This window comes from Spirillospora sp. NPDC029432, assembly GCF_040703975.1.
In the GTDB taxonomy this organism is placed as follows: domain Bacteria; phylum Actinomycetota; class Actinomycetes; order Streptosporangiales; family Streptosporangiaceae; genus Spirillospora.
Map to the genome: position 1 here is coordinate 65,344 of NZ_JBEZWH010000008.1, position 25,725 is coordinate 91,068.

15 protein-coding genes are annotated in these 25,725 nt (G+C 74.6%); 5 read left to right on the forward strand and 10 right to left on the reverse strand.

Annotated features, from left to right (window positions below; genetic code table 11):
* The first annotated feature begins 3 nt into the window (after window positions 1-3).
* Genes AB0881_RS08800 through AB0881_RS08810 form a run of 3 tightly spaced genes read left to right on the forward strand, consistent with a single transcriptional unit; the run spans window position 4 to window position 3,363 of the window.
* On the forward strand, window positions 4-1,194 hold the full coding sequence (locus AB0881_RS08800; RefSeq protein ID WP_366615474.1) for an AAA family ATPase: 1,191 nt from the start codon (window positions 4-6) through the stop codon (window positions 1,192-1,194).
* A gap of 2 nt (window positions 1,195-1,196) precedes the next feature.
* Window positions 1,197-2,390: a VWA-like domain-containing protein gene (locus tag AB0881_RS08805; RefSeq protein ID WP_366615476.1), complete on the forward strand. Its 1,194-nt coding sequence runs from the start codon at window positions 1,197-1,199 to the stop codon at window positions 2,388-2,390.
* 19 nt (window positions 2,391-2,409) lie between these two features.
* Window positions 2,410-3,363: an MBL fold metallo-hydrolase gene (locus AB0881_RS08810; protein ID WP_366615478.1), complete on the forward strand. Its 954-nt coding sequence runs from the start codon at window positions 2,410-2,412 to the stop codon at window positions 3,361-3,363.
* Here the strand turns inward: AB0881_RS08810 and AB0881_RS08815 are convergent.
* The 8 genes from AB0881_RS08815 to AB0881_RS08850 all read right to left on the reverse strand — a co-directional run bounded on the left by AB0881_RS08815 (window position 3,360) and on the right by AB0881_RS08850 (window position 21,022).
* Window positions 3,360-4,010, reverse strand: coding sequence for a hypothetical protein (locus AB0881_RS08815; RefSeq protein WP_366615479.1), 651 nt, complete (start codon window positions 4,008-4,010; stop codon window positions 3,360-3,362). The genes AB0881_RS08810 and AB0881_RS08815 overlap by 4 nt on opposite strands.
* A 59-nt stretch (window positions 4,011-4,069) precedes the next feature.
* Window positions 4,070-6,073, reverse strand: a complete 2,004-nt coding sequence (locus AB0881_RS08820) for a hypothetical protein (protein ID WP_366615481.1) — start codon at window positions 6,071-6,073, stop codon at window positions 4,070-4,072.
* Entirely contained in the window at window positions 6,070-7,257 is a 1,188-nt protein-coding gene (locus tag AB0881_RS08825; protein ID WP_366615483.1) for a VWA domain-containing protein, read from the reverse strand. Before AB0881_RS08825 ends, AB0881_RS08820 begins: the two co-directional genes overlap by 4 nt.
* Window positions 7,254-9,626 carry a DUF5682 family protein gene (locus AB0881_RS08830; protein ID WP_366615484.1) on the reverse strand — a complete coding sequence of 791 codons (2,373 nt, stop codon included), beginning with the start codon at window positions 9,624-9,626 and terminating at the stop codon, window positions 7,254-7,256. The genes AB0881_RS08825 and AB0881_RS08830 overlap by 4 nt, the downstream gene beginning before the upstream one ends.
* On the reverse strand, window positions 9,626-10,741 hold the full coding sequence (locus AB0881_RS08835) for an AAA family ATPase (RefSeq protein WP_366615485.1): 1,116 nt from the start codon (window positions 10,739-10,741) through the stop codon (window positions 9,626-9,628). The genes AB0881_RS08830 and AB0881_RS08835 overlap by 1 nt, the downstream gene beginning before the upstream one ends.
* A gap of 34 nt (window positions 10,742-10,775) precedes the next feature.
* Complete coding sequence (locus tag AB0881_RS08840) at window positions 10,776-14,150, reverse strand: DUF4132 domain-containing protein (protein ID WP_366615487.1); 3,375 nt, start codon at window positions 14,148-14,150, stop codon at window positions 10,776-10,778.
* Entirely contained in the window at window positions 14,147-17,431 is a 3,285-nt protein-coding gene (locus tag AB0881_RS08845) for a DUF4132 domain-containing protein (protein WP_366615489.1), read from the reverse strand. Before AB0881_RS08845 ends, AB0881_RS08840 begins: the two co-directional genes overlap by 4 nt.
* Before the next feature lie 195 nt (window positions 17,432-17,626).
* The gene (locus tag AB0881_RS08850; RefSeq protein WP_366615490.1) at window positions 17,627-21,022 is read right to left on the reverse strand and encodes a DUF4132 domain-containing protein; all 3,396 of its coding nucleotides are present in this window, start codon (window positions 21,020-21,022) and stop codon (window positions 17,627-17,629) included.
* A gap of 78 nt (window positions 21,023-21,100) precedes the next feature.
* Here AB0881_RS08850 and AB0881_RS08855 point away from each other — a divergent pair, with 78 nt between their 5' ends.
* Window positions 21,101-21,508, forward strand: a complete 408-nt coding sequence (locus AB0881_RS08855; RefSeq protein WP_366615491.1) for a thioesterase family protein — start codon at window positions 21,101-21,103, stop codon at window positions 21,506-21,508.
* Here the strand turns inward: AB0881_RS08855 and AB0881_RS08860 are convergent.
* Entirely contained in the window at window positions 21,505-22,653 is a 1,149-nt protein-coding gene (locus AB0881_RS08860) for an amidohydrolase family protein (RefSeq protein WP_366615492.1), read from the reverse strand. The genes AB0881_RS08855 and AB0881_RS08860 overlap by 4 nt on opposite strands.
* A gap of 101 nt (window positions 22,654-22,754) precedes the next feature.
* Here AB0881_RS08860 and AB0881_RS08865 point away from each other — a divergent pair, with 101 nt between their 5' ends.
* Window positions 22,755-24,161: a glutamine synthetase family protein gene (locus AB0881_RS08865; protein WP_366615648.1), complete on the forward strand. Its 1,407-nt coding sequence runs from the start codon at window positions 22,755-22,757 to the stop codon at window positions 24,159-24,161.
* 30 nt (window positions 24,162-24,191) lie between these two features.
* Here AB0881_RS08865 and AB0881_RS08870 read toward each other — a convergent pair whose 3' ends face one another.
* A complete protein-coding gene (locus tag AB0881_RS08870) occupies window positions 24,192-25,712 on the reverse strand; it encodes an Nramp family divalent metal transporter (protein ID WP_366615493.1) in 1,521 nt (506 codons plus the stop codon).
* Between the last annotated feature and the right edge of the window lie 13 nt (window positions 25,713-25,725).

The window sequence follows — 25,725 nt, forward strand, 5'->3', positions numbered from 1 at the left end:
GCGTTGGATCCGTACCCCTCCGGTCCGCTGGCGGCGGCCGACGAGCTGAACGCGCGGGCGCGCGCGTGGCGGAGCGAGCCCGCGGAGAGCGCGCAGCACGACGCGCTCGCGCTCGCGGTGTCCGCGAACCTGCCGGTGCTGCTGTGGGGCGAGCCGGGCATCGGCAAGTCCGCGGGCATGGAGCAGCTCGCGGCCGGGCTGGACGTGCCGCTGGAGACGGTGATCGCCAGCGTGCACGAGCCGTCCGACTTCGCCGGGCTGCCGATCATCGGGGACGATCCGGCGACGTCCGGGGTGCCGATGGCGCCGCCGGACTGGGCGGTGCGGCTCGCGGCCGCGGGGCGCGGCATGGTGTTCTTCGACGAGCTGTCGTCGGCGCCGCCGGCGGTGCAGGCGGCGCTGCTGCGGGTGGTGCTGGAACGCCGGGTGGGCAGCCTGACGCTGCCGGAGCCGGTACGGATCGTCGCGGCGGCCAACCCGCCGTCGAGCGCGGCCGACGGCTGGCATCTGAGCCCGCCGCTGGCCAACCGGTTCGTCCACCTGCACTGGACGCACGAGCCGCGCACGGTCGCGCGCGGCATGGCGGGCACCTGGCCGTCGGTGCGGATCCCGGTGGTCGACCCGGGCAAGGTGCCGGGCGCGGTCGCGCGGGCGCGCGGCGCGGTGTCGGGGTTCCTGACCGCGCGGCCCGGCCTGGCGCACCACCTGCCCGCCGACGCCGAGGGCCGGGGCGGGGCGTGGCCGTCGCCGCGGACCTGGGAGATGGCGCTGCGGCTGCTGGCCACCGGGTACGCGACGGACGCGGGCCGGGAGGGCCTGGCGGCGGCGGTGGTCGGGGCGATCGGCGACGGCCCGGGCATCGAGCTGCTGTCGTACCTGGAGGAGCTGGACCTGCCCGACCCGGACCGGGTCCTGGCCGACCCGGACGCGTTCGCCCTGCCCGAGCGCGGCGACCGGCAGCTGGCGTTCCTGACCGCGATCGTGTCGGCCGTCCAGGGGAACCTGAGCCGCAGGCGCTGGGAGGCGGGCTGGGCGGTGCTGGCCAAGGCCGTGGACGCGGGCGTGCCGGACGTGGCGGCGCGGGCCGCGGTCGACCTGGCGGCGCTGCGCGACACCGACTGGACCGTACCGGCCGGGATCGACGGGTTCATCGACATCCTGCGGCTGTCCGGGGCCATGCCCGGCGGGAGCTGACGGTGGTGCGGCTCGACCGGGACAAGCTGCTGGCGGCGCGCTACCGGGCCGCGTCCGAGCGGCCCTATCTGGCGTCGGCGCTGTACTCGCTGACGGTCGTGCCCTCCGAGGGCGTGCCGACGATGGGCGTGGACCGGCACTGGCGCTGCTACGTGTCGCCCGCGTTCGTCGAGGCGACGCCCGTGCCGGAGCTGGCCGGGGTGTGGATCCACGAGGTGGCGCACCTGCTGCGCGACCACCACGGGCGGGCCGAGCGGCTGCCGGCCGCCGACCAGCGCGACCACGCCCGGGTCAACATCGCCCAGGACTGCGAGATCAACGACGATCTGCTCGCCGACGGGCTGCCGCTGCCGGCCGGGCGGATGGAGCCCGGCGTGTTCGGGCTGGACAAGGGGCTGCTGTTCGAGGCGTACCTGCCGCACATCCCGCCGCAGCCGCACGTGAACTGCGGGTCGGGGGCGCACGCGGTGGCGGCGCCGTGGGAGTCGGACGCGCCGGGCGGGCCCAAGGTGAGCCCGGTCGAGGCGCAGGCGATCCGGCGCGCGACGGCCGAGGCGATCCGGGCGCGGGTGCGCAGCCGCGGCACCGTCCCCGGGGGCTGGCAGCGGTGGGCCGAGGAGATCCTGGAGCCGACCGTCGACTGGCGGCGGGTGCTGGCCGGGGCCGTGCGCGAGGCGGTCGCGTGGGCCGGCGGCGCCGTCGACTACACCTACCGGCGGCCGTCGCGGCGCACGGCGGCGATGCGCGGCGTGGTGCTGCCGACGCTGCAGCGCCCGCTGCCCCGCGTCGCGATCGTCGTCGACACCTCGGGGTCGATGGGCGAGGACGATCTGGCCGCCGCGATGGCCGAGGTCACCGGCGTGCTGCGGGAGGTGGGCGTGCGCGGCAACCGGGTCACCGTGCTGGCCTGCGACGCCGACGTGGCGGCGGTGTCGCGGGTGACGTCGGCCGACCAGGTGACGCTGGCCGGCGGCGGCGGTACGGACATGCGCGTCGGTATCAAGGCCGCGCTGGAGTCGCGCGACAAGCCCAACGTCGTCATCGTCCTGACGGACGGCTACACGCCGTGGCCGGACGAGCCGTCCGGCGCCCGGCTGATCGCCGCGCTCGTCGGCACCGGCGCGCCCGATCCGCCCGGCTGGGTGGAGACCGTACGGCTCGGCGATTCCGCGGGATACTCTGCAGCACGTTCCTGAGCCGGAGGGAAGCGCCGCCATGAGCAGCACCGCGCACGACACGGGACACGAGATCACCGCACCGGGGCGGCCCCGGCTGGAGGAGGTCGGCGACGGCGTCTTCGCCTACCTGCAGCCGGACGGCACCTGGTGGATCAACAACACCGGTTTCGTGGCCGGGTCCCGCGGCGTGATCAGCGTCGACTCCTGCTCCACCGAACGGCGCACCCGCGCGTACCTGGAGGCCGTCCGGTCGGTGACCGACCGGCCCGTGCGGACGCTGGTCAACACCCACCACCACGGCGACCACACGTTCGGGAACCACCTGTTCGGCGGCGCCACGATCGTCGCGCACGAGCGGACCCGGGAGGGCGTGCTGGCGTGGGGCGAGCCGGTGGCCGCGCCGATCTGGACCGATGTCGACTGGGGCGAGTTCACGCTGGAGCCGCCGTTCCTGACCTACACCGAGGGCGTCACGGTCTGGGCCGACGACCTGCGGTGCGAGGTGCGGCACGTCGGCACCCCGGCGCACACCACCAACGACTCGATCGTGTGGATCCCGGACCGGGACGTGCTGTTCTGCGGCGACCTGCTGTTCAACGGCGGCACGCCGTTCCTGCTCCAGGGGTCGGTGGCGGGGGCGATCACGGTGCTGGAGGAGGTCGTCGCGCCGCTGGGCGCCGGGACGATCGTCCCTGGCCACGGCCCGGTGGCCGGGCCCGAGCTGATCGACCGCGTGCTGGGCTACCTGCGGTTCGTGCAGGCGACGGCGAGGGCGGGCCGGGAGGCGGGGCTGTCCCCGCTGGACGCGGCGCGCGAGACCGATCTCGGCCCGTACGCGGAGCTGACCGATCCGGAGCGGCTCGTCGGCAACCTGCACCGCGCGTACTCCGAGCTGGACGGCGCGCCGCTCGGCGCCGAGATCGACACGCTCACCGCGCTGTCCGACATGATCACCTACAACGGCGGCCGCCCGCTGACCTGCCGCGCCTAGCCGGCCCGGACCATGAGCCGCTCGGCGTCCCGCACGTGGTAGCGGAAGTCGGCGCGCAGCGCGCCGACGACCGCCGACATGTGCCAGGCGCCCCAGATCACGGCGACGCCGACGTCCTCGGTGTAGCGCTCGCGGTGGATCCGCCCGAGCGTCCTGATCAGCCGCTGCTCGCGGCCGTCCTCGGAGTGGTCCCCCGCGTGGAGGTCGTGCCCCTCGGCCTCGTCCAGCTCGCCCAGGTCGCGGGGGTCGCCGTAGCGGCCGTGGAGCCACTGGTGGACGGCGCCCGCGGCGTCCAGCGTGGTACGGATCAGCCGGTCGGCGCCGGACGCGGCGGGCCGGGCCGCCGGCGGCCCGTACTCCCAGCTGACCGGGACGCCGAGCGACTCCAGGTCGAGCCCGTGGATCTGGTCGACGAGGTGGTCGTGGCGGAGTTTGGCGAGCCGCTCCTGGACGGGCATGGTCCCGGCCGGCCCGCCCTCGGCGACGATCAGCGCGCACTCGGACGCGCGGGCGGCCACCTCCCGGTAGAACGACCGCTCCGCCACGTGCACCATCGGGAACAGCACGAATCTCAGCGGCGTCGTCCGGCGGCCCAGGGTGAGGACGGTCGCCCGCACGCCGATCACGCTCGACTCGATGAACTGCATGAGGCCCCCGGTGACAGCCCGCCCGTTCAGGATGAGTATCGCCCGCCAGGCCCGGAACGTCACCTCAGGTCGGCCGCCGTGACGAGATGGATCTGGGCGTCGGCCCACGCCGCGGTCATCCGGTACGGGTCGTCGCCCTCGAGCGCCCCCGCGAAGGCGCGCAGCAGGCCCGCCGCCCCGGCCATGCCGATCCCCCCCAGCCGCTCGGCGGCACGGCCGACGCGGGCGCGGGTGCCGTTCGGAAGGTGCCGGAACCCGCGGTGCGCGGCGTCCGCGCACACCTCCAGCGCCGCGGACAGCGCCTCGCTCAGCGGGTCCTCCCGCCGGACGGCCGGCGCGTCGAGCGCGCCGCCGCCGTCCCCCGGCGCCAGGTCGGGGACGATCAGGCCCTCGGTGGTCTGCACGCCGAGCGGGTCCACGACCAGCGCGCCGCGCGACCGCCGGACCGGCCCGCTGACGTAGAGCGGCTCGCCCCGGTCGCCCGCGAGCGCCTCGGCCAGGTGGTCGAGGGCGCCCGGCCGGTACGGCGCGTACGCCGAGGAGATCCGGCCGGAGACGCCGTCGGCGTCGGTGAACGTCGCGGTGAGCCGCTGGTCCCCGGGGCTGTAGCCGATGTCGCCGACCTTGGCGATCTCGACGACCCGGACGAACTCCGCCTCCACGCGCGGCCGGATGAGGCGCGGCGGCAGCGCGTCCAGTTCCCGCTCCAGCGTGCGCAGGTCGCGGGCCAGCAGCGCGGGGGGCAGGTCGCCCCAGGCGCCGCCGACCGGCGTGACCGTCGTCTTCGACACCCGGCCGGTGCCGAGCCTCACGACGCGGCTGGGGCTGCGGGTGGCGTTCTCGGAGACGACGTTCGCCGACGCCAGCGCGCGCAGCGGCGCGCCCGCGATCCGGCGCGGGGCGATGTCGTGGCCGGTGAGGCGCTGCTCCCCGGTCACCTCCCAGCGCCGCTTCAGCACCAGCACGATGCCGCTGGCGGCGTGCGCGAGGAAGACGTCCGCGGTGCGCTCGCCGTCGTCGCCGCCGACACGGCAGCCGAGGGCGGTGAGCCGGACGCGGCGCAGCGGCGTCTCGACGGTCTCGTTGGTGCCGAGCACCTGCGAGCGCGGGCTGCCGCTCGCGTGCAGCGCCGACCGGTGCCGGGCGTGCAGCTCGGCCAGCAGCACGGCCAGCCGCCGCGGCTCGTGCGCGGCGCCGCGGTCGCGGTAGGCGGCCAGCTGCCCGGCGATGTCGTCGAGCGTCGCGGCGGGCCAGTGCAGGTTCTTGGCCGTCAGCTCGCGGGACGCGCGGTGCAGCGCGGTGCTCAGCACCGGTCCCGCGTGCATCGCGCCGTCCAGCAGGATCTGGTCCGCCAGGTCGAGCGCCGCCTCCAGGCCGGAGCCGTTCCCGCCGCCCGCGGCCCTGCCGCCGACGTCGACCCGGACGTCCTCGCCCGCGAGGCCCTGCTCGTCGGCCGCGCGGAACGCCCACACGGCCAGCGCGATGACCTCGCCGCGCATGGCGGCGACCGCGTCGGTGTGCACGTACCCGAACTCGTCCGGCACCAGGAACCGCACGGTGCAGGTCGGCAGCTCGACGGACGCGACCGGGTCGGCGGGCGAGGGCCGGTGCACGCGCGCCGCGTACCCCGACCTGAGCGTGCGGCGCGCGGCCGTGAGCGCGCGCTCCCCCAGGACGCGGGCCAGCGCCTCGTCGTCGTAGGCCCCCGGGGACCAGTCCTTGTACGGGGGCGCCTTCTCCGCCTCCTCCGCCGCGCCCTCTTCGGCGCCGGCGTCCTCGCCGGCGCCGGCCGCCCGCCGCTGGTAGGCGAGCACGAGGCCGATCTGGTGGCGGCACACGCCGGTGGCCGCGCACGTGCAGGCGGCGCCCTCCAGCCCGCCGCCGCCCGGCAGCGTCGTCGCCACGCCGTCGGGGAACGCGCCGGTCACGGTGCCGTCGTCCGCGACCGCGACCTCGGGGACGTTCCCGGCGTCGAGGTCCTTGGTCGCCCGCTTGACCAGGCCGCGGTTGGCCAGCGACGCCAGCGAGTCGGGGGTGAGGGCCAGCAGGTCGGTACGGGTCATCGGCCGATCCGTTCGGCGACGAACGCGGCCAGCTCGCCCGGCGTCATGGCGCCGATGTGGGCGCCGACGTCGGCGAGCCGCTGCGCCAGCTCGCGGTCGTAGGAGGGGTTGGCGTCCTCGTCCAGCGCCGCCAGCCCGAGCACGTGGGTGCCCTGCTCGGACATCTGCCGGACGGTGCGGACCAGCCGGTACGGGTCGCCGCCCTCGTAGAAGTCGGTGACCACGGCGACGATCGAGCGGCGCGGGTTCTCGATCAGCCCGGCGCCGTACTCGACGGCCTGCGCGATGTCGGTGCCGCCGCCGAGCTGCACCTTCATCAGCAGCTCGACCGGGTCGGTGACGTCGGAGGTGAGGTCGACGACGCTGGTGTCGAACGCGATCAGATGGGTCTTCAGCCCCGGCAGCCCCCACAGGCACGCGGCGGTCACCGCCGAGTGGATCACCGAGCCGAGCATGGAGCCCGACTGGTCGACGATCAGGATCATCTGCCACTGGTCGAGCTGCCGCCGGGTGCGGGACAGGAAGTGCGGCTGCTCGATGTAGAGCTTCTTCTCGTCCGGCCGGTAGTGCCCGAGGTTGGCGCGGATCGTGGTGTGGAAGTCGAAGTTGCGGGCCTGCTTGAACCGGCTGGGCCGGCGCGAGCGGGTGCCGTGGAACGACTTGCGCACCTCGGTCGCCATCTTGCGGATCAGTTCCTCGACGACCTTCTCGACGATCCGCCGGGCCAGCGCCAGCACCTCGGGGTTCATCAGGTGCTTGGTGCGCAGGACGGCGCGCAGCAGCGTCGGGTTGGGCTCGACGCGCTCCAGCACCTTGGGGTCGGTGACGACGTCGTGGATCTCGTACCGCTCGACGGCGTCGCGTTCCAGCCGCTCGATGGTCTCCTTGGGGAACAGCCGGTGGACGGCGTCGAGCCAGTCGACGGTGGTCAGCATCGAGGGGCCGCTGCCGCCGGTCCGCTCCATCGTCCGGGCCGGGTCGCCGTCCCCGCCGCCCGTCCCGCCGCCGGGCCGGTTGCCGCCCTTGCGGACGCCGCGGCGCTCCAGGTCGGAGTCGCGCCCGTACAGCCAGTCGAGCGCCTGGTCCTGTCCGGCCGCGGTCCCGCCCAGCGCGCCGCAGGCGGCCTCGGCGGGGGCGCCCAGGACCAGCCGCCATCGTTCCAGGCCCGGATCGGGCTGCGTCATACCGTCTCTTCCTCTCGGAGCGTGTCCTCTCGGAGCGTGCCGTCCGCCGGGGCCAGGCCCTCGGCGGCGAGCAGCCGGCCGACCTTCTCCTCCAGGGCGCGCGCCTCGGCCATCGCGACCGGGTCCCGCACCGAACGCAGCAGCGAGCGGGCCGAGCCCCTGACGCCGCGGCGCTCCAGCAGCCGTTCGGCGATGGCCTCCCGCTCGCGCGGCGGGAAGAACTCGAACGCCTGGCGCAGCGAGGGCAGCGCGACGAGGAAGTCGTCGCCGCCCAGGCCGACGACCAGCTCGTCGAGCACGCCCAGCACGCCGCGCCCGCCCGCGCCCGGCTCCTCGGCGAACACCTCGTCGCGGGCCAGCGCGAACAGCCCGGTGAGCCAGTCGCCGAGGGTGTCGGGCAGCGCCGCGCCGAGCACCGCGCGCTCGGCGTCGGCGGCGGCGCCCAGCGACCAGCCGAGGCCGAACGCGGCGCCGCGCAGGTCCGGCGGCGCCGCGGTGCTGGTGCTGACCCGGGCGGCGACCGCCAGCGCCGCGTCCCGGTCCAGGCCGAGCGGCCCGGCGGCGTGCAGCAGCGCGTCCCGGGTGGCGGCCAGCGCCCGCAGCCGGGGCAGGTCGGCCGGTCCCGGGCCGCCCCGCACGCCCTCCACCAGCCACAGCACCCGGGTCACGCAGCCCTCGACGACCCGGCCGAACAGCGGGCTGCCCGCCGTGCCGAGCAGCCGGTCGTGCCGCCACAGGCCGAGCGTGGTGGCGAGGACGTCGCCGAGCCCGTCCAGTGCCGGGGCGCCCGCGATGGCCGCGGCGATCGTCCCGGCGATCCGGTCCGACAGGTCCGCGCAGCCGCACAGCGCCGCGTCGAACAGCACCGCGGCGAGCAGGCCGACGTCGTTCCCGGCGTCGGCGACGCGCTCCTCCAGGACGGCCATGGCGGCGTCCTCCAGCGTCGCGCCGTACGCGCCCGCCTCGATCAGCGCGGGCAGCCGCCGGTCGCCCGGGGTGAGCGTCCACCCCTCGTCCAGGACGGGCTCGGCGCCGGTGGACGGGCCGTGGTCGCGGTCGAAGCCGGGGATGCGCAGCACGCGAAGGCGGTGCAGGACGCGGCTGCGGGTGAGGCCGCGGTCGTCGGCCAGCTTCAGCGTGACGGTGCCGGAACCGTCCAGCTTCAGGCGCTCCAGTTCCAGCTCGACCTCGTGCACCAGCGGCGGCGCCGGCGTGCCGGGACGCAGCCTTCCGACGCGGTCGCCGCTGAGCGCCTCGACCATCTCGATCACCGCGGGATGCGCGCCGGGGTCGAGCGGGCCGCGCGAGGTCCACGGCAGCCGCTGCTCCAGGTCGTCGGTGACGAGCGCGGCGACCAGCCCGTCCAGCAGGTCGGTGCGGACGGGCGCGGAGTGCCCGCGCAGCCGGGCCAGCCCGTCGGTCAGCGTGCGGGCGGCGATCAGGTCGGCCGTCGACACCGGCTGGCGGCGCTCGCGCAGCCGCTTCACCACCAACTCGGTCAGGCCCGCCGCGGCCGCCTCCGCGCCGCCCTCCCAGAGCCGCTGGTAGTACTCGGGTGAGGGCATCCCGGACTGGTAGCCGGTGAACGCGTCCAGCCGCTGGAACGAGTACGGCACCAGGTAGCTGCCGCCGATCGCGCCCTCCGGCGGCGCCGGGACCTCGGGCCACCCGTCCTCCGGTGGCCCGTCTTCCGGTGGCCCGGTCTCGACCAGGCGGCGGATCGCGGCGCGGTGGTAGCCGCCGGTGACGACCACGATCGGCCGGTCCCCCGCCTCGGCGGCGGCGGCGCGGACCCAGCGGGCCATGTACGCCTCGCGCTCGGTGTCGTCCTCGCCCGCCTCGGACTCGCCGCGGACCAGGTCGAAGTACGCGGCGAGCCGCTCCTCCAGCGTGCCGTCGTCGCCCGCCCCCTCGAACATGTGGTCCCAGAGGGTGTCGGAGTTGTCGACGGCGAACGTCTCGCACAGCCGCTCGACGACGGCGGCGTAGCGGTGGTCGGCGTCGGCGTACCGGTTGCCCAGCCCCGCGAACGCCGGATGCCAGGCCGGCAGGTCGATGAACCGCACCTCGGCACCCGCCGCGCGGCCCTCGTTCACCGCGACCCACTCGGGCGAGTACGCGCAGAACGGGGACCACGAGCCGTGCACCCGCTCCTCGTCCCGGTAGTGGCTGTAGATCGCCACCGGCAGTTCGTGGCCCAGGAGCAGCTCGTCCAGCCGGTCGCTGAAGTCGGCCGGCCCCTCGATCAGCACGAACGCGGGGCGCAACCGGCGGATCGCGTCCCGGACGAGCCGGGAGCAGGCGGGGCTGTGGTGCCGTACCCCGATGTAGGTGATCTCCGCCGTGCGGCGGTCGGTCGCAGCGCCCATCAGCCGGGCAGGACGTGGCGGGCCTCGTGCAGCGCCTTCCACTGCTCGCCCTTGCGGCGCGGCGCCTGCTGCTCCAGGTAGCGGCGGAGCCGGGCGAGGTCGTCGGGGCTGTCCTTGGCGCCGGCGCCCGCCAGGCACTCGACGATGTCGGCCGCGGTGCCCTCCCCGCCGCGCAGGAACCAGCCGCGGATGCCGACCGCGTGCGCGACCGACACCGCCTCGGCGGTGCTCATGACGGTGGACAGCCGGTCCATCGACTGCCCGTTCTCGGTCACGCCGGTGCGCAGCTCGCGGAACGTGGTGACCAGCACCTCCAGGACGTCCCGGCGCGGCGCCACCCCGACCCCGGACTGCTCCAGCAGCCGGGTCGCCTCGCTCTCCACCAGGTCCAGCTCGGTGGCGAAGTCGGCGATCGGGAACACCGTCTCGAAGTTGAACCGGCGCTTGAGCGCGGCGCTCATCTCGTTGACGCCGCGGTCGCGGGTGTTGGCGGTGGCGATGATGTTGAACCCCTCGCGGGCGAACACCATCGCGTCCGGGCCGGTCAGCTCGGGGATGCCGAGCACCCGGTCCGACAGCGGCGACAGCAGCGAGTCCTGCACCTCCAGCGGGCAGCGGGTGATCTCCTCGAACCGCACCACCTTGCCCTCGGCCATCCCGCGCAGCAGCGGCGCGGGCACCAGCGAGCGGTTGGACGGGCCCTCGGAGACCAGCAGCGCGTAGTTCCAGGAGTACTTGATCTGGTCCTCGGTGGTGGCCGCGCCGCCCTGGATCGTCAGCGTCGAGTCGCCGCTGACGGCCGCCGCGATCAGCTCCGACAGCAGCGACTTGGCGGTGCCGGGCTCGCCGACCATCATCAGCCCGCGGCTGGTGGCCAGCGCGACCAGCGCCCGGTCGATCAGCGAGGGGTCGCCGACGAACTTGCGCCGCACGCCGCGTTCGGGGTCGCCCATGATGAAGCGGCGCGCCGCCTCCAGGCTCAGCGCCCAGCCGGGCGGGCGCGGCGCGGTGTCGTCCTCGCGCAGCCGGGCCAGCTCGTCGGCGTACCGCACCTCGGCGGGGGGCCGCTGCAGCCGCTGCTCGTCGGCGGGCTTCTCGGTGGTCTCTGCGGTCATCGTCCTATTCTCCTGGAATCTGGCTAATCGAAGATCAGAGCGCGGCGGCGGCGAGCCAGGTGAGGTCGGCCAGCGCCTCCGAGGCGGTCACGGCGTCCAGCTCGCCGAAGGTCCGGGGCGTCCCTTCGCGCGGCGAGAAGTCGGTCGGCACGTCGCCGATCCACACGTAGTCCAGGGTCTGGTCGCCGCTGGACTCGATGTCGCCGACGTTGATGCCGTCTTCCAGTTCGATCACGACGTGCAGCCCGCCGGGCACGGGCTTGGAGATCCACCGCTCGGCGCCGGCGTCCAGCGGCGTGCCGCGCTCCCAGCCGCGGCGGACCAGCCCCAGCACGCTGTGCACCGGGACGGTGATCTTCTCGAAGCGCTCCAGCCGCCCGGCCGCGCGCTCCCCGGCGGTGAGGGTGTGCACCTCCCGGCCGAGCTGCGGGAACGGCTGCAGGATCTCGTAGTCGGCGAACACCTCCGACCAGGCCGCCGCGCTCGCGCCCGGACCGACCGGATCGACCAGATCGAGCGGGTGGGCGATGCCGATCCGCGCCGTCTCCGGCAGCGTGACCTCGTCGTCCTCGGCACCGGCGAGCGTGCGGTCCTCGGCGACGCGGAACGCGGTGACACGGAACGCGGTGGCCGTGCCGGCGGCTCCGTCCCCGTGCTCGGCGATCCAGACCAGGCGGCGGGCGACGTGCCAGATCAGCGGGTGGTCGACGAAGAGCGTGCGGAACTCCTCGGGCGTCCAGCGCCGGCGTCCGACCATCGCGGCCTTCAGGCGCCGCACCTGGTCGGCGGCGACCGCCCGGACGTCCTTCTTCAGGTCGGCGAACCTCTGGTACGCGGCGGGCGCCAGCTCCTGATCATCCTTGGCGCCCGGCTTGGGGAGGGCCTTGCGCCGCTTGCCGTCCTCGTCGGTCACGTACGGCTTGAGCTGCTCGTCGAACCCGACCACGAAGCGGCGCGGCCCGTAGTCGAGCACCATGCTGCCGTCGGCGGCCAGGCCGAAGTCCGGGACGAGCCGGTCGGCGAGCTGCTCGGCGGTCAGCCCCAGGGCCTCCGCAACGTCCTCGATCTTCTCCTGCGCCCGCGCCTTCAGCGCCTTGAACTTCACCTTCTGCGAGATCCCGTGCAGGTGCAGCAGCGCGACCTCGGAGCCGATCTCGGCGAGCACGTCCAGCCCGCCGACGGCCTTCTTGTGGCCGCCCTCGCCCGGCCACGCCCGGATCACCGGGGTCAGCCGCCGTACGGTCGTGTCGTCGCCGAGCCACGCCAGCTGGTGCAGCGCCCACCCGTCCTTGGACGGCGCGTCCTGCTGCTGCCACTGGCGGAACACGCCCCAGGAGAACTCGGCCAGCGACTCCGGATCGCACACCTCGCGGAGCACGTCGACGCCCGCGTACATCTCGCCGGGCTTGGACATCGCCAGCATCGTGACCGCGTGCCCGGTGGCGGCCGCCGGCAGCGCCAGCTCGCGCCCGCGCAGCAGGAGCTGCGGGAGGAGCTGGGGCGCGGCCCAGGCCGGCGGCTCCGGCGTCTTCGCCGGGAGCCGCTCCAGCGGGTCGGCGGCCAGCAGCGCCGCGACCGCGTCCGCCGCCGCGTCGCCGTGCGCGTCCCGCGCCGCCGTAACGATCGCGTCCGCGCCCGCGGTGGACTCGATCAGCAGCAGGGCCGCCTCGGCCTGCCGGCGTTCCTTCCCGGCCTTGCCGAGCGCGGCGGGGAGCAGCGGCCGCGCGGCGTCGGCGCCGTGCCTGCCGAACCACGCCACGGCCGCCTGCCGGGCCGGCTTCCGGTCGAGAAAGCCGGCCATCAGCGCCGCGACCCGCCCGTCGAGGTACGGCAGCAGCAGCCGCGCGCAGCCGGCCGAGTTGGTATGGGCGGCCCCCAGCGCCATCGGCAGGGCGTCCAGGCCGTAGCGGCCGATCACGTACCGCGCCCACGGCAGATCGTCGGAGTCGAGCCAGCCCACCGCCGACCAGCCCGCGAGCAGCGGCCGTACCAGCTCCGCCGGCCCGCCCGCCATCAGGTACGCGGCGTCGCGGGAGACCAGCCGCCCCTCCCTGTACAGCTCGGCGGCCCCTTCCCAGCCCGCCTGCCGCACGGCGTACCCGCCCCAGCGCGGGAGGGCGCGCACCGACCACGCCTCGCGCTCGCCCTCCGCCCAGCGCATGGCCGGCTCGACGGCGGCGGCCAGCCCCGTGATGACGACCGGCTTGGCGGCGGCGCGACGGCGCGTCCAGGGCGGCTCCACCAGCAGGCGGGGCAGCGCGTCCACCGGCGCGTCCGGCGTCCGGACGTTCGCCTCGGAGACCGATTCGACCAGCTCGCGGCTCTCGGCCGGGAGGCCGGGCAGCTCCTCGGCGACGGTCTCGGGATGGGTCGCCAGGTGCCCCGCGAGCAGCTCCCTGGCCGCCTCGTTCCCGTCCGCGGCGGCGGCCAGCAGCCGCAGCGCCCGCCGCGGGTACCGGTTCATCGCGTCGAGCAGCGCGGGCCGCACGTACTTCTGGGCGAGCCTGTCCAGCAGCGCCTGGAACGCCTCGTCGGTCGGCAGCAGCGCCATCGCCTCCAGGAGGCGCCGCCGGTCGGCCGCGTCGACGTGCACGTTGTCGAACGTCTCGCTGAGGAGCGGCAGCATGAGGCCGGCGCCGAGCCCGTCGGTCATCGTCGCGACCGCCTCCGCCGTGGCCTCGTTCCAGTAGTAGGCGGTGAAGCCGAACGCCGCCAGGTGCCCGGCGTCCCCCATACAGGCCAGCAGCGTGGCTCGCTGCCTGTCGTACCTCGGCAGCGACGCCCGCTCCCGGCAGCACTCCAGCACCCAGTCGTGCCGGGTCGGCACCAGGTACGACACCGCCAGCCGCCGTTCCGGCGTGTCGCGCAGCCCGGCGAGGGCCTCCACGGCCGCGTCGTACTCGACCTGCTCGGCGGCGGCCAGCAGGCCGCGCATCCGGCGGCCGCACCCCTGGGCGACCCCGGTGAAGACCGTTCCCGTCCCGTACTCGGCGGCGATGAGGGCGCCCTGCTCACCGCCGTCCCTCCGGGACAGCCGCAGCGAGTCGGCCCGCACCAGCGCGGCCGCCGCGAACGCCAGGCCGTGTTCGAGGACCCAGGCGTCCAGGAAGGTGCGCAGCACGGCCTGCGCGTCCTCCGTCGACGCGAGCGCGGCCACCCGCGCGACCACGGCCGCGCCCGCCGGATCCGCCGCGCCGTCCAGGTGGCGCCGGGCGGTCTCGGCGTGGTCACGTTCGCCGTGCTCGCCGGTGAGGAGCGCGGCCAGCGCGCCGTCGGCCTCCGCCGCGTACGCGCGGGCCTTCTCCACCGCCGGCTTGGCGACCTTCACCGGTGGCACGGGCGTGCCGCCGCGCCGCGGGTGCAGGTGGCGGCGCCATGCCTCGGGAAGCGTCAGGGTGCTCTCGTTCATGCGCTGCTTTCCAGGTAGGTGAGATCGGCCAAGAGTTCTGACGCGGCCACGGCGTCCAGGGTGCCGAACGTGTGGCGCGTTCCCTTGCTCGGCCAGAAATCGGTCGGCACGTCGTTGATCCAGACGTACTCGAGGGTCTGGTCGCCGCTGGACTCGATGGCGCCGATGTTGATGCCGTACCGGAGGTCGATGACGGCGTGCAGGCCGCCGGGAAGGGGCTTGGAGATCCACCGTTCGACGCCGTTGTCCTCCGCCGTGCCGCGCTCCCAGCCGCGCCGGACCAGGCTCACGACCGCGTGCGGCGGCACCGTGACCCCCTCGAACCGCTCCAGCCGCCCGGACCCGCGCTCCTCCTCGGTGAAGGCGTGCACGTCCCGTCCCAGCTGCGGGAACGGCTGCAGGATCTCGTAGTCGGCGAACACCTCGCCCCACACGGCCCGCTCCTTCTCGGTGAGGAGGACGGGATGGGGGACGCCGATCTCGGCGCCGTCCGGGAGGGTGAGGCCGGCGTCGTCCGCGTCGGCGAACGTGCGGTCCTCGGCGACGCGGAAGGTCGTGCGCGTCCCCTCGTGCTCGGCGGCCCACACCAAGCGGCGCGCGATGTGCCACATCAGCGGGTGCCGGAAGAAGAAGTCGCGGAACTCGCCGGCCGTCCACGTCCGCCCCGCCACCATCGCCGTCTCCAGGCGCCGGATCTGGTCGGAGGCGATGGTCCGCACGCCCTTCTTCAGGTCGGCGAACCTCTGGTACGCGGCGGGCGCCAGCTCCTGATCGTCCTTGGCGCCCGGCTTGGGGAGGGCCTTGCGCCGCTTGCCGTCCTCGTCGGTCACGTACGGCTTGAGCTGCTCGTCGAACCCGACCACGAAGCGGCGCGGCCCGTAGTCGAGCACCATGCTGCCGTCGGCGGCCAGGCCGAAGTCCGGGACGAGCCGGTCGGCGAGCTGCTCGGCGGTCAGCCCCAGGGCCTCCGCGACGTCCTCGATCTTCTCCTGCGCCCGCGCCTTCAGCGCGGCGAACTTCGCCTTCAGGGCGATCCCGTGCAGGGCCAGCAGCGCGGCGTCGGTGCCGATCTCGGCGAGCACGTCCAGCCCCGTGACGGCGCGGTGGTGCATGTTCTCGCCGGGCCACGCGCGGACCACCGGGGTCAGCCGCCGTACGGTCGTGTCGTCGCCGAACCAGCCGAGCTGCGGCAGCGCCCAGGCGTGCGCGGCCGGCGCCCCCACCCCGCGCCACGCCTCGAACAGCTCCCACGAGAACTCGGCCAGCGACTCCGGATCGCACAGCTCTCGGACGGCGTCCACGCCGGGATGCACCTCGCCGGGACGGGACACGGCCAGCAGCGTGATCAGGTGGCCGGTGGCGGTGAGGGGCAGCGCGCGCTCCCGGTCCCGCAGCAGGATCCGCGGGAAGTAGTGCGCGGCCGCCCAGCTGCCGGGGATCTCCAGCTCGGCCGGGAAGACCGCCAGCGGATCGGCCGCCAGGAGCGCCTCGACGGCGTCCGCCGCCGCGTCCCCGTGCGCCCGCGCCGCCCGTACGACCGGCTCGTCCCCGTGCCGGGACGCGACCAGCCGCAGCGCGGCCTCCGCGTCCAGCCGCGCCGGGCCCGGCTTGCCGAGCGCCGCCGGGACGAGCAGCGGCACCGCGCTCAGGCCGTGCCGCTCGAACCATTCCTGCGGCAGGTCGCGGCCGGTCTTCCGGCGCCTCAGCCACTCGGCCATCTGCCGGGCCACGCGGGCGTCGAGGAACGGCAGCAGCAGCCAGGCGTACTCGGCGGGGTAGTGCTTGAAGACCCGCAGGACGGCCGGCAGCGCGTCCGCCCCGAACCTGGCCACGATCGGCGGCATCCAGTCTTCGGCCGTCCAGGGCCGGACGGGGTCCCAGTCCGCCAGCAGCGGCCGCACCAGCTCCTCGGGCGCCACCAGCGCGACGTGGCGCGCGGCCTCCGCGTGAACGCTCCCCCGCCGGAACGCCGCCAGCTCGTCGTCCCAGCCGGCGCCCCCGGCGGGTACGGGCGGCGCGTCGGCGGCCCAGCTCTCCCGCTCGCCGGGCGCCCACCGCACCGCCGTACCCGCCGGGGGCGCCAGCCCCTTGATGACGACCGGCTCGGCGATGGCGCCCTCCCGCAGCCAGGGCGGGTCCACCAGGAACGCTGGCAGCTCGGCCGCGGGCGCGTCCGGCACTTGCGGATCCGCCTCGATCAGGGCCTCGGCGGCCTCGCGGGACGCCTCGTCCAGGTCGTCCAGCCGGTCGCGGTGCCGCCGCAGGTGCGCGGTGAGCGGCTCCTCGTCGCCCCGCCGCGCCAGCACGCGGATCGTCCGTACCGGGAAGCGCTCCATCGCGTCCCGCAGCGCGGCCCTGGCCGCCGTGTCGCCGTCCGCGTCGAACCGCCGCAGAGCGCCGAACGCGGCGTCCGACGGCAGGATCGCCAGCGCCTCCAGCGGCGGCCCGGCCCGGTACGCGCCGTCCGCCTCCTCGATGATCAGGGGGGCGGCGGCGTTCCCGGCGCCCTCGACGAGGGTGGCGACCACGTCCGCCGCGTCGTCCGCCCAGCCCGCCGGGACGCGGCCGTCGAGAAGATCGAGATGCCGGGCCTGCGCCGAGCACAGCAGCATCCACCAGTCCTCCCGCGCGGGCGGCGCCGCGCGGCACTCCTCCACCCAGTCCGCCCGGTGGGGCATCAGGTACGCGGCCACCAGCCGGCGCCGCGGCGTGTCCCGGAGCGCCTCCAGCCGCGCCTCGGCGTCCCGGTGCTCGTCCTCGCCGGCGGCGGCCAGCAGCGTCCGGATCCTGCGGCCCGCCTGCCGCTCCACCCGCACCCACGTCCGGTAGTCCCCCTGCTGGTGGAGCCGGATGTAGTTGTCGTCGCGGTAGCCGCCGTACCTGTCGCTCCCCAGGTCGCCCAGGAGAACGAACGCGGCGGCGGTGAACGCGATCCCGTGCTCGGCGGTCCAGGCGTCCACGTGCGCGACGGCACTGCGCGGGTCGTCCCATCGCTCGCGCGCCGCCATCATCGTGCCCACGGCGGCCGCGCCCAGCGGATCGGCCTCACCTTCCAGATAGGCCCGCACCGCCCGGACCGGCTCCGGCTCGCTCTCCTCCGCCGCGAGCACCCGCTCGAACCAGTCGGCCGCCTTGCGCACCTTCGCCGCCACCCGCTTGGGGGCCGTCGCGGAAACGGCGACCTCCGGCACCGCCGTACCGCCGCGCCGCGGATGCAGCAGCGGGAGCCAGGCGTCCGGGATCACCAGGGAGTTCTCGTCGGGGAGAAGCCGATCTTCCATGGGACGTCACGTTAGAGGACCCCTGCGACAAAGCGCCGCAAGTTGGCGAACCCCCTGCCACCTGTGCACACCACCGCGAACCGGCAACCCGGCGCCGCCCGTCCAGCCACCCGTTCAATCGTCCACGGCCCCTCCCGCGTTGCCGCCGCGTGTGCCAGGCGGCGTCCGGGCAACGGCGTGGGCTGGGCTGCGGGCTCAGCGGGACAGGGCGGAGGTCTCCAGGTCGGTCAGGTCGGCGAGAAGCTCCGAGATCAAGGTCGGCGGGAGGTCGCCGAAGCGCAGCGGCGGGGCGTCCGGGCCGCCGGGGGCCGGACCGTAGAGGTCGGGAGTGCCGCTCAGGCGGATCTCTTCGAGGGTCTGCTCCGGGAACTCCTCCACCTCGCCGACGATGATGCCCGGGTCGAGGGAGATGACGAGATGGTGGCCGGGCGTGATCTCGCGGGAGATCCAGGGTTCGATGCCGGCGTCGAGGGGTTCGCCGCGGCGCCAGCCACGGCGGGTCAGGCCGAGGACCTTGCCGACCGGGACCACGAGGCCCTCGAAGCGGGGCAGTGACGCGGCGGCCCTCTCGTGTTCGGCCAGCTCGTGGACGGTACGGCCGAGCTGCGGGAACGGCTGCAGGATCTCGTAGTCGGCGAAGAGGGCCGACCAGGCGGCGGTGGCCGTGCCGAGGGTCAGCGGGTGGGCCAGGGAGATCGTGGAGTCGGGCGGGAGGGTGATGGCGTCGTCGTCGGCGTCGGCGAACGTGCGGTCCTCGGCGAGCCGGAACGCCGTGGTGGTGCCGCCGCTCTCGGCCGTCCAGACCAGGCGCCGGACGAGGTGCCAGAGAAGCGGGTGCTCGACGAAGAACTCCTGGAATTCGGCCAGGGGCCACCGGCGGCCGGTGACCATGGCGGTCTCCAGGCGGGCGATCTGGTCGGCCGCGACCGTGCGGACGTCCTTCTTCAGGGCCGTGTAGGTCTTGTACGCCGCAGGTGCCAGGCCGGGGTCGTCCTTGGCGCCGGGTTTGGGGAGGTCCCTGCGGCGCTTGCCGTTCTCGTCCAGGACGTACGGGCCGAGCTGCTCGTCGAACGCGACCGTGAAGCGGCGGGGGCCGTAGTCGAGGGTCAGGCCGCCGCGGGCGTCGAGGCCGAAGTCGGGGACGAGGCGGTCGGCGAGCTGCTCGGGGGTGAGCTCCAGCCGCGCGGCGACCTCTTCGATCTTCTCCTGGGCGCGCGTCCTGAGGCCCTTGAACTTGACCTTCGACGAGATCGCGTGCAGGTGCGTCAGGGCGACGTCGGTGCCGATGGCGGCGAGCACGTCGAGGCCCTGGACCGCCCGGGTGTGGCCGCCCTCGCCCGGCCAGGCGCGGATCAGCGGGGCCAGCCGCCGTACCGTCTCGTCGTCGCCGAGCAGGCCGAGCTGGGTCAGGACCCAGCCGTCCTTGGCGGGCGCGTCGTGCGCCCGCCAGCGGCGGAAGAGGGACCAGGAGAACTCGGCCAGCGACGCCGGGTCGCACAGGTCGCGGACGATCGGTACGCCCGGGTAGACGCCGTCGGGCCTCGACATCGCGAGCATGGTCAGCAGGTGGCCGGCGGACTCGGCGGGCAGGGCCTCGTCCCGGTCGCGGAGGAGGATCTGCGGGAGGAGGCGGGTGTCGGCCCAGGCGGGGGCCTTCGGGACGCGGGCGGGCAGCACCTCCAGCGGGTCGGTGGCGAGCATCGTCTCGAGCGCCCGGACGGCCCGGTCGCCGTACGGGCGGGCCGCCTCGGTGACGGCGGCGGAGCCGAGGCGGGCGGCGAGGTGGCGGAGGGCCCCCTCGGCGCCGGCGCGTTCGGCGCCCGGCCCGCCCAGGGCGGCCGGCAGCAGCATCGGCACGGCCTCCGCGCCGTGCCGCCCGAACCAGGCGGCGGCGTGCCCGCGGGCGGTCTTGAGGCGCGTCAGCCAGTTCGCCTGGAGCGCGGCGACCTCCGGGTCCAGGAACGGCAGCAGGCAGCCGCCCCAGCTCGCCGGGTTGGCCCGGGCCGTCCTGAGCGCGAGGGGCAGCGCGTCGAGCCCGAACCGCGCGACGATCGGGCGGATGCGGTGGCCGACGTACCACATGTCCGGGGGGACCCACGTCTCCAGAAGCGGGACGACGCGTTCCGCGGACGCCTCCAGGAGGAGCGCGGCCTGCTGGTACGGGGGCAGCGTGGTGAGCTTCCCGATCAGCTCGTCGGCATCGGCGCGCTGGTGCCATCGGCCGCGCCCCTCGGTGCTCCAGGCGTCCCGCTCGCCGGGCTCCCACACCGCCGAGCGCCGGTCGGGCGGTTCGAGGCCGGTGATGACCGGTGGTTCGGCCGCCTTGCGGCGGCGGGTCCAGGGCGGGGCGGTCAGCAGCGGCGGCAGCGTCGCGGCGGGGGCCTCGGCCCGCCGTTCCAGGGAGGCGGCGAGCGGCTCGACCACCGCGCGATCGGCGGCGGGCATCGCCGGCAGCACCCGCGCCGTGACGTCCGGATGGGCCGGCAGGTGCGCGCGCAGCGTCTCGGCCGCCAGCCGCGCGGCCTTGGACGTCTCGGCGGAGGCCGGTGCGAGCAGCCGCAGCGCGCGGGCGGGGAACCGGCCCGCCGCCGACGCCACGGCGGGAAGCACGTAGCGGTCGCCGATCCGGTCCAGCAGGCCCTGGAATGCCTCGTCGGTCGGCAGCAGGGTCAGGACCTGGAGGAAGAGCTTGCGCGTGCGGGCGTCCAGCGTGCCGGTGCCGAGCGCCTCCAGCAGCGCCGGCGCGATGGCCGGGCCGGCGCCGTCGAGGATGGTGGCGAGGATGTCGACCGCCGCCTCCCCGTAGCCGAGGCGCAACCGGCCGTTCAGCGACACGGCCTGCTCGGGGGTGCCCAGCGAGGCCCACAGCAGCCAGCCGCTGTAGGTGGGCGCTCCCGGCGCGAACGTGGTGCAGCACTCGTCGACCCAGTCCTGCCGGGTGGGGACGAGGTAGGACACCATGGCCTGCTGGTAGGGGGAGAGCCGGTGGTCGGCCAGGAGCTTGACGGCGTTCTCGTACTCGTCGTCGCCCGCCGCCGCGAGGAGCGCGCGCAGCTTGCGCCCCACATGCCGGGTCTGCCAGAGGCGGTACGAGTCCTCGTCGGGGTCGGCGAACCGGATCGCGTTGGGATCGAGGTGGCGGTACTTGTAGCCGCGGTACTGGCCGCTGACGGCGAGCCGGGCGTACTCCGCGTAGGCGCGGGCGGCGAAGACCAGGCCGTGCTCGGCGATCCAGGCGTCGACATGGCGCTCGAAGAGCCGGTCGTAGCCGGCGCCCGTCCCGCCGACCCGGACGCTCGCGACCACGGCCGCACCCAGCGGGACGCGGTGGCCGTCCAGGAACGCGCAGGCCGCCTCGACCGCGTCAGCCTCGCTGTCGGGCGAGGTCAGGGCGGTCTCCAGCGCCGTGATCTCGGCATCCTCGCGGGCCAGGGAGGCGAGCTCGGCAGGGGGGGTCTCCTCGATCGCGACCGCCGGGACGGCACGGCCCCCGCGCCGGGGGTGCACGCGGCTCCGCCAGGCCGCGGGCATGGTCAGGACCTGCTCCTCGGGGAAGGCGGCGCCGGCCGGCGCGGAGGGTGCGCTGCTCATGCCGCCATAAGGTACGGCAGCCCACCGACAGGATTCCGTTCCGCCCGGAATTCGGTGGATTTCATTAGAGTCTGCTCCGTGGCCGATGAGCAGAGCGAAGCATTCACGCACCGGATCCGGGTCCGCTACAGCGACTGCGACATGCAAGGCGTCGTATTCAACTCGAACTACTTCGTCTATCTCGACGACACGATGGACATGTGGCTCCAGGAAAGGCTGGGGCGGCACTTCCACGAGGAGTTCGACTACATGGTCAAAAAGGCCTCGCTGGAGTGGGACGCGCCCGCGCGGATGCGCGAGGTGGTCGAGATGCGGCCCGAGGTGACCCGCTGGGGGCGGAGCTCGTTCGACGTGCGCGTCCGGCTGTCGGTGGAGGGCAGGCCCGTCGGGACGGCCGAGTTCGTGTTCATCAGCGTCAAGCCGGGGGCGCACGAGCCGCCCGTGACCGTTCCGGTGCCGGACGAGGTCCGGGCCGCCCTCTCCTAGAGGTGCTCGCCGAGCCGGTAAACACGCCGGGCGTTTCCGGCGGTGATGAGCCGCGCGATGCGTGAGGCGTCCGTCTGTGTCCACGCACCGTCGTCGACGCCTTCGCCCAGTACGTGCGCCAGCGCTCTCCTGAAGAGCAGCGCGCCGAGGTAGTACAGCTCGGGGAGCGCGAACGCGTCCGACGCGTACAGCACCTTGCCGAACGGCGCCAGTTCCATGAGCTCGGCCAGGAGGACCGGCGCGCGGTGGCCCAGGTTGTGCGTGGCCAGGCTGACGTCCACGAAGACGTTCTCGAAGACCTGGGCCAGGTAGCCCGCCTGCCGCTGGTAGGGGTAGTTGTGCAGCAGCATGACCGGTACGCCCGCCGGTTCGAGTTCCCGCAGGAGCGGGGTCAGCAGCGACGGGTCGGTCCTGTGCAGGTCGATGTCGGAATCGCCGTACCCCACGTGGAACTGGATGGGCAGCCCGTACTCGGCGGCGGCCCACACCAGGAAGCGGTGGAGCGTCTCGTCCGAGAGGCGGGGCAGGGACCGGCCGCCGGCCATGGCGCGGTCGGCCTCGCGGTGCAGGCGCTCCGCCGCGGCCCTGGTCTCGGCCGCCGAGGGTCGTTCGCCGGAAAGGTCCAGGCCCGCGCGGTAGGCGGCGACCGACTTGAACCCCACCGCGTCCCCGATCCGCGCGTCGAGGCGGGCGCGTACCTCGCGGGCGAACGCGTCCGCGCCCACGCCCTCGGCGACGGCCTTCTCCGCGAGGTCCTCCAGCCGTACGATCTGGTGCCCGCGGGCCCCGGCCAGCCTGCCCAGCTCGGCCGGCTCCAGGAGCGGTTCGGGGGTGAAGCCGGTGTCGACGCAGAGGTCGTCCAGGCCGGCGCCGCCGAGGAAGCGGCGGCCGACCTCGGTGACGCCCAGCTCGGCGCGGCGCGCGACGTAGTCGGCCGGAGAGGCGTGGGCCTCCAGGTCCAGTACGGGCGCGCACCAGCGCCGCAGCGCGAACCCGATCCGCGTGTCGAACAGGCCGCCTCCCAGCGGGCCGAGGGAGGACGTCTCGGTCAGCCGCCCGGCGAGGCCGTCCTGGTCGAGATCGCGCTGGAGCACTCCGTGGCAGTGGTGGTCGACCAGCCGCAGTGACTCGATTTCGTCAAGCATTCGCGCTCCTACGTGCAACGACACGGCCGCCTTCCTACGATGCCGTTACCGTCGTCTCCGCCGCCGTAACCCCCGGGTTGGGAGCGTTCACCGTGAAGCAGATGGTTCAGGCTCTTGATGGCACCGAGCGGGCGCGGCGCAGGGAGGCCGCTCTCGCCGTCGTCGCCGATCCCCCGGCCGACGACCTCGCGGCGGTCGCGCTGACGTGGGTCGACACCAGCGGCATCACCAGGACGAAGGCTGTGCCGTTCAACCGGCTCATCGACGCCGCCGAATGGGGCGTCGGCATGTCGCCGGTGTTCGACGCGTTCCTCGTCGACGACTCGATCGTGTCCGGCGAGTACGCGGGCGGGCCCGCCGGGGATCTGCGGCTGCATCCCGTTCTGGACCGGCTCGTCCCGCTGGCGGCGATGCCCGGATGGGCGTGGGCGCCGGCCGAGCGGTTCACGCAGGAGGGCGCGCCGCACCCGATCGACGCCAGGTGGCTCCTCGGCAGGGAGGTCGACCGGCTGGCGGCCGAGGGACTGAAGGTGCTGGCCGCGTTCGAGGTCGAATGGGCGGTCTCCAAGGGGGACGGCGAGGACTTCTCCCCCGCCTGCAAGGGTCCCGCCTACGGGATGACACGGCTCGCCGAACTGTCCGACTACCTGCGCGACGTGCTGCGCGCCCTTGAGGCGAGCGACGTCGCCGTGGTGCAGATCCATCCCGAGTACGCGGCGGGCCAGATGGAGCTGTCGGTGGCCTGCGACGACCCGCTGAGCGCGGCGGACGCGCTGGTCCTGGTACGGACGGTGATCCGCGCGGTCTCGCTCCGGCACGGGCTGTCGGCGTCCTTCTCCCCCAAGGTGACGGCCGATTCGGTCGGGAACGGCGGCCACGTCCATCTGAGCCTGTGGCGCGAGGAGTCGCCCGGCAAGCGGGTCAACCTGATGGCGGGCGGGGACGGCCCGTTCGGGATGACGCGTGCGGGCGAGTCGTTCGCCGCCGGGATCCTGGAGCACCTGCCGGCGCTGCTCGCGATCGGTGCGCCCTCCGTGGCGAGCTACCTGCGCCTCATCCCGTCCCACTGGGCGGGCGTGTTCGCCTGCTGGGGGCTGGAGAACAGGGAGGCGGCGCTGCGCTTCGTCCAGGGGCCCGCCGGGTTTCGCGCCGTGTCGGCCAACCTGGAGGTGAAGTGCTTCGACGGCGCCGCCAACCCCTATCTCGCCCTGGCGGCGCTGCTCGCGGCCGGGCATGCGGGCGTGGAGTCCGGCGGCGTGCTGCCCGAGCCCGTGAACGACGTCGATCCGGCCCTGATGGACGCGGACGAGCGCGCCCGGCGCGGCATCCGCGCGCTGCCGGCCTCCCTGGAGGAGGCGGTCGCCGCGTTCGAGAAGGACCCGATGATGCGGGCGCGCTTCGGTGACGCCTTCATCGACACCGTGGCGGTCGTGCGGCGGGGCGAGGCCGCGCTGTTCGAGGGCTCGACCCCGGAGGAGATCACCGCCGCCACCCGCTGGCGCCACTGACGCCCGCGGGCGGCGGCCCGGCGCGGCGCGTCAGAACGTGACGAGCGGGTCGCCGACGAAGTCCGCGACGAAGTTGACGAAGAAGAACCCGAAGAACAGGAAGTTCAGCACCAGGATGACGTGGTGCCAGGCCCGCGGCCGGGCGGGGCGCGGCAGCTTCGCGTTCAGGTACATGAGCATGAACGGGAAGGCCAGCGCTCCCAGGTTGGACATGTTGGCCGACCACTGGACCAGGCTGACGGGCAGCGCCAGATGCAGGATGATCGCGATGATCACCAGCAGGACCAGCATGAACGGGTAGTAGAAGCGCCGCGGGTCGCCCTCCAGGAGCGCCCTCAGCCGGGGGCTGGTGGCGTGCGCGGCGTCGGTGGTGACCCGCACCATCGCCTCGAAGATGCCCAGCTGCGTGGTGAACAGGATGAGCACGCCCAGTACCAGGGCCGCGTAGAACAGCCAGCGGCCGTACTCCTCGCCGAGCGCGCTCGCCACGAACGTCGGCACGTCGGCCTGGGTCGGCTTGGTGCCGCTGAGCTCGACCGCGCGGGCCATGAGGATCGTCGGCAGCAGCATCCCGATCATCGCGCCGGCGAAGAAGATGCCCCACATGTCGGTCAGCAGCAGCCGGTACCAGCGCTTCCAGAGCGCCCGGTTCTTCGGGTCGTCGGGGAACGTGACGCCGCTGGCGAGCACCTTGACCCGCTCGCCGCGCATGCCGGAGATGAAGCCGACCCGATGCCCCATCCCGTAGCCCTTGTCCCGGTAGTGCCCCATCACGTACCAGTTGAGGCCGGACGCGAGCGCGGTGAACCCGGCCAGGCCGCCGATCTGCGTGGCGGTGATCCCCTCCGGTGGCGCGGCGGGCGTGACGAAGCCCTTGATCCCCTCCCACCAGAGGCCGAACGGCACCACGAACAGGCACAGCAGCACCAGCCCGATCAGGATCGCGCCGATCATGACCCAGTTGGCGAGCTCCAGCGCCCGCGAGATCCGGCGGGCGCCCGCGGTGATGGCGAAGACCACGAGCAGCAGCACGATCGCCCAGATCCTGGGCTCCTCGGCGTCCTTGGCCGGGATCTCGCCGTGGACCAGCGCGTACATCCCCTGCCCCGCGGAGGCGGCCCAGCCGCCCGCGATGAACGCGAAGATGACGACGAAGACCGACAGCGGCACCCACAGGAACCAGCCGGGCGGCACCCGGCCCCAGCCGACGACCGGCACCTCGCCGGTGGCCATCACGTACCGCGAGCACTCGATGTTGTAGAGCGTCTGGAGTACGGCGGACACGACGATGACCCAGCCGACGCCCTCGAAGCCGAACTGGCCGACCGCCTGGGGGCCGAGCAGCCACTCGCCGCTCCCGATGGAGATGCCGAGCGCGATGAGGCTCGGGCCGAGCGCGTACATGAACAGCTCGCGTGGACCGATCCGGCGTACGCCGAAGACCTCCTCCGGGGTGGGGAGGTCGGTGACCGGCAGATCGGGCCTGCTGACCCCGATCTTGTGCAGTTTTGCGGCGGACGCCGGCGGTTCGTCAGAGGTGGGATCGGCCATGGGACGCCTCCCG